The 15,391-nt window shown below is 55.9% G+C and carries 13 protein-coding genes; all 13 read left to right on the plus strand.

Annotated elements, in window-relative coordinates; all coding sequences use genetic code 11:
* The first annotated feature begins 168 nt into the window (after positions 1 to 168).
* The 13 genes from sppA (at position 169) to trpS (ending at position 15,375) form a co-directional block, all read left to right on the plus strand.
* On the plus strand, positions 169 to 1,155 hold the full coding sequence (sppA, locus tag ACSQ3H_RS01325; RefSeq protein WP_436115366.1) for a signal peptide peptidase SppA: 987 nt from the start codon (positions 169 to 171) through the stop codon (positions 1,153 to 1,155).
* 91 nt (positions 1,156 to 1,246) lie between these two features.
* Positions 1,247 to 1,531: an integration host factor subunit beta gene (locus ACSQ3H_RS01330; RefSeq protein WP_436115367.1), complete on the plus strand. Its 285-nt coding sequence runs from the start codon at positions 1,247 to 1,249 to the stop codon at positions 1,529 to 1,531.
* A gap of 42 nt (positions 1,532 to 1,573) precedes the next feature.
* The gene (locus ACSQ3H_RS01335; protein WP_436115368.1) at positions 1,574 to 1,906 is read left to right on the plus strand and encodes a LapA family protein; all 333 of its coding nucleotides are present in this window, start codon (positions 1,574 to 1,576) and stop codon (positions 1,904 to 1,906) included.
* A 20-nt stretch (positions 1,907 to 1,926) separates the two neighbouring features.
* Positions 1,927 to 2,901 carry an ornithine cyclodeaminase family protein gene (locus ACSQ3H_RS01340; protein ID WP_436115369.1) on the plus strand — a complete coding sequence of 325 codons (975 nt, stop codon included), beginning with the start codon at positions 1,927 to 1,929 and terminating at the stop codon, positions 2,899 to 2,901.
* Between the two features lie 73 nt (positions 2,902 to 2,974).
* A complete protein-coding gene (locus ACSQ3H_RS01345; protein ID WP_436115370.1) occupies positions 2,975 to 4,081 on the plus strand; it encodes a class I SAM-dependent methyltransferase in 1,107 nt (368 codons plus the stop codon).
* Positions 4,081 to 4,950 carry a TrmH family RNA methyltransferase gene (locus tag ACSQ3H_RS01350; protein WP_436115371.1) on the plus strand — a complete coding sequence of 290 codons (870 nt, stop codon included), beginning with the start codon at positions 4,081 to 4,083 and terminating at the stop codon, positions 4,948 to 4,950. The genes ACSQ3H_RS01345 and ACSQ3H_RS01350 overlap by 1 nt, the downstream gene beginning before the upstream one ends.
* 12 nt (positions 4,951 to 4,962) lie before the next feature.
* Positions 4,963 to 5,466: a signal peptidase II gene (lspA, locus tag ACSQ3H_RS01355; protein ID WP_436115372.1), complete on the plus strand. Its 504-nt coding sequence runs from the start codon at positions 4,963 to 4,965 to the stop codon at positions 5,464 to 5,466.
* Positions 5,467 to 5,574: 108 nt separating this feature from the next.
* Positions 5,575 to 6,465, plus strand: a complete 891-nt coding sequence (locus ACSQ3H_RS01360) for a GNAT family N-acetyltransferase (RefSeq protein ID WP_436115373.1) — start codon at positions 5,575 to 5,577, stop codon at positions 6,463 to 6,465.
* Positions 6,466 to 6,580: 115 nt separating this feature from the next.
* On the plus strand, positions 6,581 to 9,310 hold the full coding sequence (mutS, locus tag ACSQ3H_RS01365; RefSeq protein ID WP_436115374.1) for a DNA mismatch repair protein MutS: 2,730 nt from the start codon (positions 6,581 to 6,583) through the stop codon (positions 9,308 to 9,310).
* 92 nt (positions 9,311 to 9,402) lie between these two features.
* The gene (locus ACSQ3H_RS01370; RefSeq protein WP_436115375.1) at positions 9,403 to 12,216 is read left to right on the plus strand and encodes a [protein-PII] uridylyltransferase; all 2,814 of its coding nucleotides are present in this window, start codon (positions 9,403 to 9,405) and stop codon (positions 12,214 to 12,216) included.
* Between the two features lies 1 nt (position 12,217).
* Positions 12,218 to 13,804, plus strand: coding sequence for a murein biosynthesis integral membrane protein MurJ (gene murJ, locus ACSQ3H_RS01375; protein WP_436115376.1), 1,587 nt, complete (start codon positions 12,218 to 12,220; stop codon positions 13,802 to 13,804).
* The gene (locus tag ACSQ3H_RS01380) at positions 13,801 to 14,187 is read left to right on the plus strand and encodes a VOC family protein (RefSeq protein ID WP_436115377.1); all 387 of its coding nucleotides are present in this window, start codon (positions 13,801 to 13,803) and stop codon (positions 14,185 to 14,187) included. Before murJ ends, ACSQ3H_RS01380 begins: the two co-directional genes overlap by 4 nt.
* 108 nt (positions 14,188 to 14,295) lie before the next feature.
* A complete protein-coding gene (gene trpS, locus ACSQ3H_RS01385) occupies positions 14,296 to 15,375 on the plus strand; it encodes a tryptophan--tRNA ligase (protein WP_436115378.1) in 1,080 nt (359 codons plus the stop codon).
* The last annotated feature ends 16 nt before the right edge of the window (positions 15,376 to 15,391 follow it).

The following is a 15,391-nucleotide window of genomic DNA, read 5'->3' on the forward strand; positions in this document are numbered from 1 at the left end:
TGAACAAGTACCTGTCGCACAAGTTGCACTCGAGGCAACAAGTATGCCGTCATTGGAAGAGATACAAGGTCCAACCGCCCAACAAGCGATAGTGTGAAGTCTGGACTTCGACGAAATGATGTCGCAGAAGAGTAGCCGACCCGAATTTGAGAGCGAATGGATGGGACGATGGCAAACATTGCTGACGCAATTATCGACAGACGACGGCTTCGCAGGAAGCTGACCTTCTGGCGTGCATTCACCCTTCTGCTCATCGCCGTTGCCCTGATTTCGCTTTATTTTTTCAATGCTGGTTCCGACAGGTTTTCCGGGAAATCAGCGCCGCATATCGCCAAGGTCCGCGTCGAGGGCACGATTTTTGAAAACGACGAATTGCTCAAGCGTCTTCAGGATGTGGAGGATTCCGACGCGGCCAAGGGCGTGATCCTTTCCATTGATTCACCGGGCGGAACGACCGCCGGTGGCGAAGCTATCTACGAAGCCGTGCGAAAACTTGCCATGAAGAAGCCTGTCGTCGCTCAGGTCGGAACGCTGGCCGCTTCGGCTGGATACATGATCGCCAGCGCCAGCGATCACATCGTAGCCCGCCAGTCCTCGATCATCGGATCGATTGGCGTGCTCTTCCAGTATCCCGATATTTCCGAGCTCTTGACCAAGATCGGCGTGAAGGTCGAGACGATCAAATCCAGCCCGCTCAAGGCGGAACCCAATTTCTTCAATCCAGCCAGCGACGAAGCCAAGGCGATGATTCATCGCATGATCATCGATTCCTATGACTGGTTTGTCGGTCTCGTCCAGGAACGTCGTAAATTCACGCATGAACAAGCACTGGCGCTAGCCGACGGATCCGTCTTTACCGGACGCCAGGCGGTGGCCAACAAACTGATCGATGAACTCGGCGGCGAAGACAAGGCAATCGGCTGGCTCAAGACCAAAGGCATCGATGCCAAACTTCCAGTTGTCGAGTGGAAGCCGGCCGGAAAGTCCTCCCTCGGTATGTTTTTTTCGCAATCCGCTCTGAAAATGCTGACCAGATATCTCGGCATTCCGGAAGAAAGCGCGGGAATGCTGCGCGAATTGACCGGAGATCGTATGTTCCTTGACGGACTCGTTTCTGTTTGGCACGTTGACGGCAAGCCTGTCGGGGCGCAATAAAGATATTAAACTCATAAGATCAGTGACATAGTCTTCAGGTTAGTGCTTTTTGACCTTGTCCTCCTGATCCAGAACCGGAAGGGATTTCGCTGTGATCAAATCAGAGCTCGTGCAGATCATTGCTAACCGCAATCCGCATTTGTTTCAGCGTGATGTGGAAAACATCGTCAGCGCCATCTTTGACGAGATTACCGATGCACTGGCCGAGGGCAATCGGGTCGAGCTCCGTGGCTTCGGCGCATTCTCTGTCAAGAACCGCCCCGCTCGCAACGGACGTAACCCGCGCACCGGCGAAAGCGTCGATGTCGAAGAAAAATGGGTGCCTTTTTTCAAAACCGGTAAAGAACTTCGCGACCGGCTGAATGCCAACGGCTAAGGGCGCATCCACCAAGCGTGTGAAGCGTCGCAGGAGAGAAATATGATCAATCGCGTTGTCATCATCCTCATTCTTGTGCCGCTTGCCGTCATCCTGATTGCCCTGTCGGTAGCCAATCGCGAGGCGATATCGTTCACGATCGATCCTTTCAACCCGGGCAATCCTGCGCTTTCCTATTCTGCGCCCCTCTTCGTCTGGATGTTTGCCGCCCTGATCCTCGGCTTGATCCTTGGGAGTTTCGCAACGTGGTACAATCAGGGCAAACACCGAAAACTCGCTCGTCAGCGCAAGCTCGAGGCGGAATTGTTGCGCAAGGAAGCGCGAAAAGCTTCGGCTGAAACGACGTCTACGCCAAATCTTCCTTCGCTCCATTAGCAACCAACCAAGGATATGAAATGAGACTGATCTCCCCGGCCGAGGTCGATGGGCTGTTGAAGTGGCCGGATATGATCGACGCAATCGAACAGGCTTTCCGCCAGGGGATGATCCAGCCTGTGCGCCATCATCACACCGTCGATCGCCCGGATGGCGCCGCTTCGACATTGCTCCTGATGCCTGCCTGGTCGGATTTCGATACGCTGGGCGATTCCTCAAAAGGCTATATCGGTGTCAAGATCGTTACCGTATCGCCGGATAATGGTGCCATCTCGAAGCCCGCTGTCATGGGCGTCTATCTTTTGCTTGACGGCAAAACCGGTGAACCCAAGGCCCTGATCGACGGACAGCGCCTCACCTTGTGGCGTACAGCAGGCGCATCAGCGCTCGCCGCTCGCTATCTCGCTCGCGAAGATGCGTCAAAGCTCGTGGTGCTCGGTGCGGGCGCGCTGTCCGGCTTTCTGGCACGCGCACACAGCGCCATCCGTCCCATCACAGAAATCTCTATCTGGAACCGGAATGTCGCTGGTGCCGAGAAAGTTGCTGCCGAACTCGTTGCCGATGGCTTCAACGCCAAGGCCGTGAACGATAAGGATGCGGCGATTGCCGAAGCAGATATCATCACCGCCGGAACGCTCTCCACCGAGCCGTTGATCCTCGGCAAGCACTTGAAGCCAGGCGCCCACGTCGATCTGATTGGCGCTTTCACGCCAGCAATGCGTGAAAGCGATGACGAATGCATCAAGCGTGCCCGGGTGTTCGTCGATACCAAAGACGGTGCGCTAAAAGAGGGCGGTGATATCGTGCAGCCGATCAAGGCGGGAGTCGTCAACGAAAGCCACGTGATCGGTGACCTGTTTGGCCTGACGCGCGGAACGATCAAGGGTCGTCAATCCCCGAGCGAAATCACGCTGTTCAAATCGGTCGGCGCGGCGTTGGAAGATCTAGCGGCGGGCATTCTCATCTATGAAAAGGCTATGGCTGCCTCAACTTGAGCCTTTTTACTTTCCCCTTTGTTCGTCTTGGCATAGGAAACCTGCAGCGAAGGTTAACCAGGGAAAGCACGATTTGAAATCGCCAGGCGGAAAAACCAGGAAGGCAAAGGGTCCGGGTCCAAAAGGCGGGGCTCCAAGGAGTGCACCGCATCGGCAGACTGCAACCAAGCCGCGTCCGCAATTTGCCAAAACACCACGCGCCGCTGATGCCGAGCTTCAACAACAGAAATTCACGCCTCGACCGGAAACCGCGCCCAAACGTGTGCTTGCACGCCGCACTGGAGCACGCCCACAGGAAAAAACCGGCCTCATTCTCGAAACCCTGCCCTCCGACGATTACGCGCTGCTCGATAGCGGCAATGGTCTGAAACTTGAACAATACGGCCCCTATCGCATTGTCCGTCCCGAAGGTCAGGCGATCTGGCTCCCGGCTTGGGATAGACCGGAATGGGACAAGGCCGATGCGATATTCACCGGCAATACGGATGAGGAAGGCGTCGGTCGTTGGCATTTTCCAAAAGCGCCCCTCGGCGAAACCTGGCCGCTTGCTTATGACGGCATTCCGTTTTTCGGGCGTTTTACCTCTTTCCGCCATGTAGGCGTATTTCCAGAACAAGGCACACACTGGTCCCACATGGATCAATTGATCCGCAATGCGAAACGCCCGGTTAAGGTGCTCAACCTCTTCGGTTACACGGGAGTCGCGTCGCTTGTAGCGGCGCGTGCGGGAGCCGAGGTAACGCATGTCGACGCTTCGAAGAAAGCAATCGTCTGGGCACGGGAAAACCAGGAAATGGCAGGCCTTTCAGCTAAGCCCATTCGCTGGATCTGCGAAGATGCGATGAAATTCGTCGCACGCGAAGAGCGGCGCGGCAGTGGCTATGACATCATCCTGCTTGATCCGCCCGCCTATGGACGCGGACCGAATGGTGAAGTCTGGCAACTATTCGAAAATCTACCGGAAATGGTTGATCTTTGCCGCTCGATCCTCACGCCAAATCCACTTGCAGTCGTCCTGACCGCCTATTCAATCCGCGCTTCGTTTTTTGCGATCCATGAGTTGATGCGCGATGCGTTCACCGGGCTTGGCGGAGAGGTCCAGTCAGGCGAGCTCATCCTGCGCGAACGTTCATCCGGCCGTGCCCTTTCGACCTCTCTTTTCAGCCGCTGGAGGGCCTAATGAACAAGCAGGACGACCACCAGCGCGGTAGCGGACTGATTCGCCCCGGCAGGGTCAAGGAGGTTACCAGCCTGACTAATCCGATCGTCAAGGATTTGCGCTCGCTGGCGATAAAAAAGTTTCGCGACCAGCAGGGCGTTTTCCTCGCCGAAGGTCTGAAACTTGTCATTGATGCGCTTGATCTTGGCTGGATCATCAAGACACTGGTCTTTTCAAAGGCGGGCAAAGGCAACTCGTTGGTCGAGCAGATAGCGGCGCGCACGATCGCCAAGGGCGGCGATGTACTTGAAGTCAGCGAAAAAGTGATCTCGGCAATCACCCGACGCGACAATCCCCAAATGGTCGTCGGCGTATTCGAGCAGAAAGTTCACTCGCTTTCTGCTCTCAGACCACAAGGCAACGAGGTCTACGTTGCGCTCGACCGGGTGCGCGACCCCGGTAATCTGGGCACGATTATTCGAACCGCGGACGCAGCAGGTGCTAAAGGCGTCATTCTGATCGGAGACACGACTGATCCCTTTTCGATGGAAACGATCCGGGCCACGATGGGCTCGGTTTTTGCAATGCCTCTCATACGCGCGACCGAAGCCGAATTTCTTTCCTGGCGGAAGGGTTTCCCAGGAATAGTTGTCGGAACGCATCTGAAGGGTGCAGTCGATTATCGAACGATCCCCTATGCCAAGAAACCGGTGATCCTGTTGATGGGGAATGAGCAACAAGGGTTGCCGGATCAATTGGCTTCAGCCTGTGACAAGCTCGCGCGCATTCCACAGGAAGGCCGTGCCGATTCGCTCAATCTCGCCATTGCCACTGGCGTCATGTTGTTCGAGATCCGGCGTGACGCGTTGAAACTTGACGCTGGAATTTGAGAAAACAGATTTATGAAAAGCAAAACCTTTTTCAGCCTTCTTGCTGTCGTTGCCTTCGCTGTGATCAGCGACCAGATCATCAAATATCTGGTCGAGACTGGCATGGACTATCAGCAGCAAATTGATCTGTTGCCTTTTCTGGCACTCTTTCGTGTCCACAATAATGGCATCGCCTTCTCGATGCTCAGCGGCTTCGGCGACACTGCCCTCATCGCACTGACGATCATTGTCATCTGTTTTGTCAGCTATCTGTGGTGGAGCACGACGTCCGCCCGCTGGATTTCACGGTTCGGTTTTGCCCTCATTATTGGTGGCGCGATCGGCAATCTTATCGACCGCGGACTGCATGGCTATGTCGTCGATTACATTCTTTTCCACCTGCCATCATGGTCGTTTGCCGTCTTTAATCTCGCTGATGCCTATATATCGGTTGGAGCGGCATTGGTGGTGGTCGAGGAAATTTTTGTCTGGCTGCGCGACCGGCGGGCTGGAGGCGGGCAAACCGGCGAAAACTGAAACGAAATTGGGTAATTAGCCCGTTTCCAACGTCATGTAGCCGTCATCCAATTGTTGTATTCAACGGACGAACGAGTACCGATAAATCTCCTGAGAGAGCGAATCGATATGACCATCGCCTTGCTTGAACCTGCTTCAATCACTAAAGATCAACGCATGATGTCGCAGGTTGATTCAACACCCTCGCCGTTTACGGCGCCACACCTTGCATCGGTGCTTGGTCGCATCGGCACGATGGAAGTTTGCATTGCGCAGACCGAAGATGAAATCGCGTCATCGCAGCAATTGCGGTTCAAGGTTTTTTTCGACGAATTGGGTGCCAAAGGCTCTGCCACGATGGAGCAACGCGATGCGGACCGGTTCGATCCCTTCTGCGATCATCTTCTCGTCTACGACACCTCTATCCCCGGACCGAAACACAAGCAGATTGTTGGCACCTATCGGCTATTGCGCTCGGAAAAAGCTTTCGAAACGGGTGGTTTCTATTCAGCCAGCGAATATTCGATCGATCGACTGGTTGCCGCAAAGCCGGAATTGCGCTTTCTTGAGTTGGGCCGTTCCTGTGTCCTGCCGGAATACCGGTCGAAACGGACGGTCGAATTGCTCTGGCAAGGGATCTGGACTTATTGCCGTTACCATTCGATCGGTGTGATGTTCGGTTGCGCATCCTTCCAGGGAACCGTTCCTGCAGCGCACGCCCTGCCTCTGTCTTTCCTGCAGCATAATTGCCGCGCGACGCCCGACTGGGACGTTCGCGCCCTGCCCGCCCTTTACCAGGCGATGGACCTCGTTCCGAACGAGGCAATCAATCCAAAAGTAGCCCTCTTCGCCATGCCGCCGCTCATCAAGGGCTATCTACGGCTTGGGGCGATGATTGGCGATGGCGCTGTCGTCGATCATGACTTTGGTACAACGGATGTCTTCATCATCCTGCCGGTCAGCCGCATCTCGGAACGCTATATCAGCCATTACGCTGCGGAAGCAAAGCGCTTCGTCTAGAGTCATGCGGCCCGGGGCGATGATCTGTGGAGAAAAGCCCCGGATGAACTCGGAAGAGGTGTGTAAATTCTGCGATAGCGAATAGATTGCTCCTGATCGAAATCAGGAGAGCGTCTTGGCCGAACTGGCAGCTATCATCGAACCGTCCCCTTACGAGGCTGACATATTGGCGCGACCAACGCCGATGATGGAGCAATATATCGAAATCAAGGCGACGAACCCGGATAGCCTATTGTTCTATCGTATGGGCGATTTCTACGAATTGTTCTTCGATGATGCGGTCGAGGCATCGCGGGCGCTTGGCATCACGCTGACGAAGCGCGGCAAGCATCTGGGCGACGATATTCCCATGTGTGGCGTACCCATCCACGCTGCCGACGACTATCTGCAAAAGCTGATTGCGCGCGGCTTTCGCGTTGCCGTGTGTGAACAGATCGAAGACCCTGCGGAGGCCAGGAAACGCGGGGCAAAATCCGTCGTCAAGCGTGACGTCGTGCGGCTGGTTACACCCGGAACGATTACCGAAGAAAAACTGCTCGATCCATCCGAAGCCAATTATTTGATGACGCTCGGCCGCGTGAAGGGGTCGGATAAAGGTCAGTTTGCGCTTGCCTGGATCGACATTTCAACCGGCACGTTCCACGTCAGCGAAACCGATCCATCCCGATTGCTCGCCGACATTCTGCGTGTAGATCCGCGAGAATTGATTGTTGCAGATCCCGTATTTCATGATCCGGATCTGCGGTCAGTGTTCGATGTCATCGGCCGCGCGGTCAGCCCGCAGCCACCCAGTCTATTTGACAGCGCCACGGCAGAGAACCGCATCCAGCGCTATTTCGACGTCAGCACGCTCGACGGGTTTGGGCAATTCTCGCGTGCCGAGCTTTCAGCGATTTCCGGCGCCATCGCCTACGTCGAAAAGACACAGATTGCCGAGCGCCCGCCGCTGATGCGGCCCGAGCGGGAGTCGGAGGGTTCTTCGCTTTTCATCGATCCTGCCACCCGCGCCAACCTAGAACTTTTGCGCACACTTTCCGGCAAACGCGAGGGAAGCCTGCTGAGGGCCATCGACCGCACGGTCACAGGCGGTGGGGCACGACTTCTGGCGGAGCGGCTGACGTCACCTCTAACTGATCCGGCAGCGATTGCGGAGCGCCTGGACTCCATCTCCTTTTTCCTTCTTCGCCATCCGCTCGCAGATTTGACGCGCGAAGCGTTGAAGGGCGTACCTGATATGCCCCGCGCCCTGTCGCGGCTAGCGGTCGGTCGCGGCGGTCCGCGCGATCTTGGTGCACTAGCGCGGGGTTTGGAGGCCGCGGCTGAAATCTCACATTTATTCGGAAGCGAGGAATTGCCAGCAGAGTTCGCGCGGGTCAGGGAGTGTCTCGTTGAATTGCCGCTGGATTTTGCCACGCACCTTGACCAGGCGCTCGCCGATGAACTGCCGCTTCTCAAGCGCGACGGCGGGTTCGTTCGGCCGGGATATCGTGCCGATCTGGACGAAATGCGGGCACTGCGGGATCATTCGCGCCGCATCATCGCCGGCCTGCAAGCTGACTACATGGAAACCACTGGCGTCAGATCGCTGAAAATCAAGCATAATAATGTGCTTGGTTATTTTATCGAAGTTACCGCCAACAATGCCTCCGTCATGACCGATACCGATGAAGCCAAGAGCAAATTCATTCATCGTCAGACCATTGCCAATGCGATGCGGTTCACGACGACGGAGCTAGCAGAGCTTGAAACCAAGATAGCAAATGCCGCCGAACGCGCGCTTTCGATCGAGCTTGGCGTTTTCGACGCCTTGACTAATGAGACCGTGGCCAACGCCGACGCTATTCGCGCAGGTGCTGCGGCGCTGGCGGCGCTCGATGTCTCCATATCGTTGGCGACGCTCGCTGAAGAACAAGGCTACTGCCGGCCGCTCGTCGATGACAGCCTTGCGTTTGAGGTTGTGGCCGGACGCCACCCGGTCGTCGAGCAATCGCTGCGCCGGCAAGCGGCCGATCCCTTTGTTGCCAATGATTGCAATCTTTCCCCTGAGGGCGTGGGTAAGGGTGCGATCTGGCTTCTGACAGGCCCTAACATGGGCGGTAAATCAACCTTTCTGCGCCAGAACGCATTGATTGCTATCCTCGCACAGATGGGTTCGTTCGTTCCCGCTGGCTCTGCCCATATCGGCATTGTGGATCGTTTGTTCTCACGCGTCGGCGCTTCGGATGATCTTGCACGCGGGCGTTCCACTTTCATGGTAGAAATGGTCGAGACGGCGGCAATCCTCAATCAAGCCAGCGACCATTCGTTGGTAATTCTCGACGAAATCGGTCGCGGCACCGCCACCTTTGATGGTCTTTCGATCGCATGGGCGGCGGTTGAATATCTGCACGAAAAGAACCAGTGCCGGGCAATTTTTGCCACGCACTTCCACGAGATGACGGCACTTTCGGAGAAACTCGAGCGACTCAGCAATGTGACCATGCGCGTGAAGGAATGGGACGGCGATGTCGTGTTCCTGCATGAGGTCGCCAGGGGCGCTGCTGACCGCTCATACGGCGTGCAGGTGGCCCGTCTGGCTGGTCTGCCAGAAGCCGTTGTCAACCGCGCCCGCGATGTGCTGCACCAGCTCGAAGCCGGAGAGACCTCTGGCAAGGCCGATAAGCTGATCGACGACTTGCCGCTCTTCTCGGTCGAAGTGAGGCGCCAACCGCCCAAACCGATTCACGGTAAGGATAGCGCGCTGCTTGCCGCAATCTCCAGCGTCAATCCGGACGAGATGACACCGCGGGAAGCGTTAGAAGCGCTCTACCGGTTGAAAGGCCTCGCCACGAACACGACATCTTGAATGCTGCGAGGATCGAATGCTTCAAATGTAATCGTTTCGTTTGAAGTAAATTCGCGCTATAGCGTGCGGCCAATATCAATAAAGACGTGTTCATGAGCGCCTCAGACCTGAAACTGGACCAAATCGTCAACCCGGCCAACCTTCATCGTCAATTTGAAGATCTGGTCAAGTCAGCGAACAAACAAGGCGCCGCGTCCGTCGATCGTAACGACGTTTTGCAGCTTGTGAAGCAGACACTGAGCGCGGGTCGCAAGTCTGCTGAAGAGATGCTGATGAAGGATGCGGGCGGAACGCGCTGCTCGATCCGCCTTTCCTATCTGATGGACCAGATCATATCGGCACTCTATGAATTCGCCGTTACCCATGTCTATCCGGCAGTAAATCCGTCCACGGCGGAACGGATGACGGTGGTGGCGGTTGGTGGTTATGGCCGCGGCGGTCTGGCGCCTGGTTCGGATATCGATCTTTTATTCCTCCTGCCTTACAAGCAGACCCCTTGGGGCGAGCAGGTCGTCGAATATATTCTCTACATGCTCTGGGATGCGGGTCTCAAAGTCGGCCACGCAACGCGTAATCTGGATGAGTCCATTCGCCAATCGCTGGCTGACATGACCATCCGCACCAGCATTCTGGAGGCTCGTTACCTCTGTGGCAATGAAGACCTTTTCGCCAAACTGGTGCAACGCTTTGATGAAGAGGTCGTCAAGGGAACGGGTCCTGCGTTCATTGAGGCCAAACTAGCCGAGCGTGACGCACGCAATCGCAAGTCCGGAGCGACACGCTATCTGGTTGAACCGAACGTCAAGGAAGGCAAGGGGGGTCAGCGCGACCTGCATACGCTGTTCTGGATCGCCAAATATTATTACCGGGTGAAGACCAGCGACGAACTGGTCAAACTCGGGGTTCTCTCCCGCGCGGAACATAATATCTTTCGCAAGGCCGAGGATCTGCTATGGGCGGTCCGCTGCCACATGCACTTCCTCACCGGCAAGGCAGAAGAACGCCTTTCCTTCGATATCCAGAGCGAGATTGCCCGGCGGCTCGGCTACACAGCCCACCCTGGCCAGCGTGATGTCGAGCGTTTCATGAAACACTACTTCCTTGTCGCCAAGGAAGTCGGTGATCTCACGCGCATCATCTGCGCGGCGTTGGAAGAGGAACAGGCCAAGCACGTTCCAGGGTTCAATCGAATTTTCCTCACCTTTTCGCGCCGTAAGCGTAAACTTTCCGGTACAGCAGATTTTGTCGTCGACAATCACCGTATCACTATTGCCAATGACGGTGTCTTCCAGAAAGACTCGGTTAATCTGATACGCCTGTTTCATCTAGCGGACGAGCATGGGCTCGAATTTCACCCGGATGCGATGCAGTTGGTGACGCGGTCGCTGTCCCTGATAAAAACCGATCTGCGGGAAAATCCTGAGGCGAACCGGCTTTTTCTGCAAGTTCTCACCTCGGAGCGTAATCCCGAGCTCATCCTGCGGCGCATGAACGAATCCGGAGTTCTTGGCCGGTTCATTCCAGATTTCGGCAAGGTCGTCGCGATGATGCAATTCAATATGTATCATCACTACACTGTCGATGAGCATCTGTTGCGTTGTATCGCAGTCATGTCTGAAATCGAGCATGGCGATCTTGTCCAGGAACACCCTCTCGCCAACCAGATTATGCCGGGTCTGAAGAAAGACCGTAAACTGCTGTACGTCGCCCTGCTCTTGCATGACATTGCCAAGGGCCGCCCAGAGGACCACTCTATTGCGGGGGCACGTATTGCAAGGCGCATTTGCCCGCGTCTTGGCCTTTCGAAAGCCGATACTGAAACCGTTGCCTGGCTCGTCGAACAGCATCTGACCATGAGCAGGGTGGCACAGTCGCGCGATCTCAATGACCGCAAGACCATCGAGGACTTCGCCGAGATCGTGCAGACCCTCGATCGGATGAAATTGCTGCTGGTTCTTACCATTTGTGATATCAAGGCGGTAGGACCCGGCGTCTGGAACGGCTGGAAAGGCCAGTTGCTGCGTAACCTCTTCTACGAAACGGAATTGATGTTGACGGGCGGCTTCTCGGAAGTCTCGCGCAAGGAGCGCACCGACCATGCACGTGCGCAACTCGACCATGCATTGTCGTCATGGCCGCAGATCGAACGTCAATCTTACCTTGCGCTGCACTATCAAAACTACCTGTTGACTGTCAGCCTCGACGATCAAATTCGCCACGCCAATTTCATCCGCGAGACTGACGCCAGCGGTAAAGCCCTTGCTACCATGGTGAAAACGCATGATTTCGAGGGCGTGACAGAGATTACCGTTCTGTCACCCGATCATCCGCGACTGCTCTCGATCATTGCAGGCGCGTGTGCCGGGGCCGGCGCCAACATTGTCGACGCCCAGATTTTCACCACCAGCGACGGGCGCGCGCTCGATACGATCCTTATCAGCCGTGAATTTCCAACGGATGATGACGAGCGGCGCCGCGCCATGCGGATCGGACGCCTGATCGAAGACGTGCTTTCAGGAAAAGCCTATCTGCCAGAAATGCTGGCAAGCCGCACCAAGCCGAAGCGCGCGGTCAAGGCATTCCGGATCACCCCGCGTGTCGAAATCAACATTACGCTTTCGAACAAATTTACCGTCATCGAAGTGGAAGGGCTGGATCGTCCGGGTCTGCTATCGGAAATAACCGGTATCATTTCCGATCTCTCACTCGATATCGCTTCTGCGCATGTGACGACCTTCGGTGAAAAGGTCATCGACGTGTTCTATGTCACAGATCTCGTCGGTCACCAGATCACCAATACGACGAGACAGAGCCGTATTCGCAAGAAGCTGCTTGCGCTCTTCGGTGAAGGCGATATCACGACAGCGCAGCCGCAACGGCAAAACATCCTCATGACGGCTGAATAGAATGAGTTTGGTCAAGAAATTTGCGACAGTGGCGTCCGGCACGCTGATGAGCCGCGTCTTCGGCTTTACACGCGAGATGTTGATGGCTTCTGCGCTGGGCACCGGACCGGTCGCCGATGCGTTCAACGCTGCCTTCCGTTTTCCCAATACGTTCCGGCGGCTCTTCGCGGAAGGCGCATTCAACTCTGCTTTCGTACCCCTGTTTGCCAAGGAAATCGAAGCCAATGGGCTTGATGGAGCGCGCCGTTTTTCCGAAGAGGTGTTCGGTGTCCTCTTCACGGTACTGCTCGGTCTGACGATCCTGATGGAGCTGTCGATGCCGCTGATCGTGCGCTTCGTCATAGCTCCGGGCTTTGTGACGGACGCGATGAAGTTCGACAACACGGTGTCGATGGCGATCATCATGTTCCCATATCTCGCCTGTATGTCCCTCGCCGCCATGATGAGCGGAATGCTGAATTCCCTGCATCGCTATTTTGCCGCGGCCATCGCTCCGGTTTTCCTGAATGTCATTCTGATCGGCGTGCTCGGCTATGCATGGCTGAAAGGCCAGGACGGCCACGCCGTGGGCTATGCCCTGTCTTGGGGCGTGATGGTTTCCGGTGTGGTGCAACTTGCCATTGTCTGGTTTGCCGTACGCAATGCCGGCATTTCCATCGGATTCCGGTTGCCTCATATAACCGCCAACGTCAAACGCCTGCTGATACTGGCCTTCCCGGCTGCCGTAACCGGCGGCATCACCCAGATCAATCTCCTGATTAACACGAACATCGCCTCGGCTAAATCGGGTGCCATCTCGTCCCTGGCCTATGCCGACCGTATCTATCAATTGCCGCTCGGTGTCGTCGGAATCGCGGTTGCGACGGTCCTCCTGCCGGAATTGGCGCGTGCGCTGCGCTCGGGAAATCTGAAGGAGGCCGGCAGCCTGCAGAACCGCTCCGTGGAATTCACGCTGTTTCTTACGCTTCCTGCTGCCGCGGCGCTGCTTGTAATGTCCGAACCGATCGTTCGGATGTTGTACGAACGTGGCAATTTCTCCACCGCATCTACGCATACGGTCGGCAATATCCTGGCGATTTATGGGCTCGGTCTTCCAGCCTTCGTCTTGATCAAGGCGTTTTTGCCGGGGTTCTTCGCGCGCGAGGATACGCGAACACCGATGATCTTTGCGGCCATCGCCGTTATCGTGAATGTCAGTCTCGCGCTGACGCTATTTCCAATCATGGCAGAGACCGGCATCGCAACTGCCGAGATTGTCGCCGGGTGGACGAATGCAATTTTGCTTTTCATAACGCTTGTCTGGCGAGGACATTGGGGCCGGGACATTCCGCTGCTTACCCGTATTCCACGGCTGATTATTTCCGCTGGTCTCATGGGCCTTACACTTTATTACGCAATTCGCTGGATGGGCCCGGCGCTCGAACCGCATGCGCCTCTGCACACACAAGCCATTGCTGTCGTATCGCTGGTTGGGTTGTCGATGATCCTCTATTTCGCGCTCGCTTTCGGGACAGGCGGCGCCAGCTTCGGCATGATCCGGCGAAATGTGAAGCGCGGAACTAAAGCGCCCGAGGACGCCGCGCCGTGAGTCGACACATCCACTTGATCACCCTCGTTGTGCGTGACTATGACGAGGCGATTGCCTGGTACACGAAGGTGCTCGGCTTTTCCCTTGTCCACGATACGCCGCTTTCCGAAACCAAACGCTGGGTTGTCGTCGCGCCTGAAAATGATGGCGCCCGGCTATTACTGGCTAAAGCGGATGACGACACACAGAAAGCCAGCATTGGTAACCAGACCGGCGGCCGGGTTGCGCTTTTTCTGCGTACCGATGATTTCCCGGTAGACCACGCAAAGATGGTTGAGGCTGGTGTACATTTTCTTGAAGAACCGCGTCACGAAGCCTATGGCAGCGTCGCGGTGTTTGAAGATCTCTATGGCAACAAATGGGATCTCCTGGAGCTCAAATGAAGGTTGGCATCGATAGGGCTTGAATAGAGCGTCTCCCTCTGCCAAAAGCTCGACTTCATTGCTGTCGGAGCCTGCAAGCCCGATCCCCGAACGATCAAGGACGATTTTATGAGCACGTTTGAACCGCTCGTCTTTTCCGGTGTCCAGCCAACCGGCAACCTGCATCTTGGCAATTATCTCGGCGCGATCCGTCGCTGGGTTGCTTTGCAGGAAAGCAGCAAATGCATGTACTGCGTTGTGGACCAGCACGCGATTACCCCTCCCATCTCCGTCTGGGGCGGGCCGGCCGAGTTGCAGCGCAACACGCGTGAGGTTACCGCAGCCTTCCTCGCTTCGGGTATCGACGCAAAAAGGAACATCGTTTTCAACCAGAGCCGCGTGCACCAGCATGCCGAGCTGGCATGGGTTTTCAACTGCGTTGCCCGAATGGGCTGGCTCAACCGCATGACCCAGTTCAAGGACAAGGCCGGTAAGGACCGTGAAAATGCCTCCGTCGGTCTATTCGCCTATCCCAACCTGATGGCTGCCGATATTCTTGTCTACCGTGCGACACATGTACCCGTCGGTGAAGACCAGAAGCAGCATCTGGAGCTGACGCGCGACATCGCTCAGAAATTCAACACCGATTTTTCGGATCGCATCGCTGAACTCGGCCTCGGTGTCGACACGCAATCCGGTGACGAGACTATTTCCAGCTTCTTCCCGCTGACAGAACCGGTCATCGGGGGGCCTGCAGCGCGTGTCATGAGTCTGCGCGACGGCACCAAAAAGATGTCGAAATCCGATCCGTCCGATCTCTCTCGCATCAATCTGACCGACGACGTGGATACGATCTCGAAAAAAATCCGCAAGGCAAAGACAGATTCTGAACCCCTGCCGTCAGATGTCGATGGTTTGAAGGATCGCCCTGAAGCTGACAACCTCGTTGGTATCTATGCCGCACTGATCGATAGTGACAAGGAAAGCGTGATCCGCGATTTTGGCGGGCAACAATTCTCTGTGTTCAAGCCGGCGCTTGCCGATCTTGCTGTTGAGAAGCTGGCACCGATCGCTGCGGAAATGCGGCGAATTTCTGCTGACCCCGGCTTTGTCGATGCCGTCCTCAAAGATGGTGGTGAGCGTGCGAGCGTTCTTGCAGAGAAGACGATGCGCAATGTCCGTGATATTGTCGGATTTCTGCAGAACTAGACCGCGCCAGAGAAGG

This window comes from Phyllobacterium sp. LjRoot231, assembly GCF_964253365.1.
GTDB lineage: Bacteria > Pseudomonadota > Alphaproteobacteria > Rhizobiales > Rhizobiaceae > Phyllobacterium.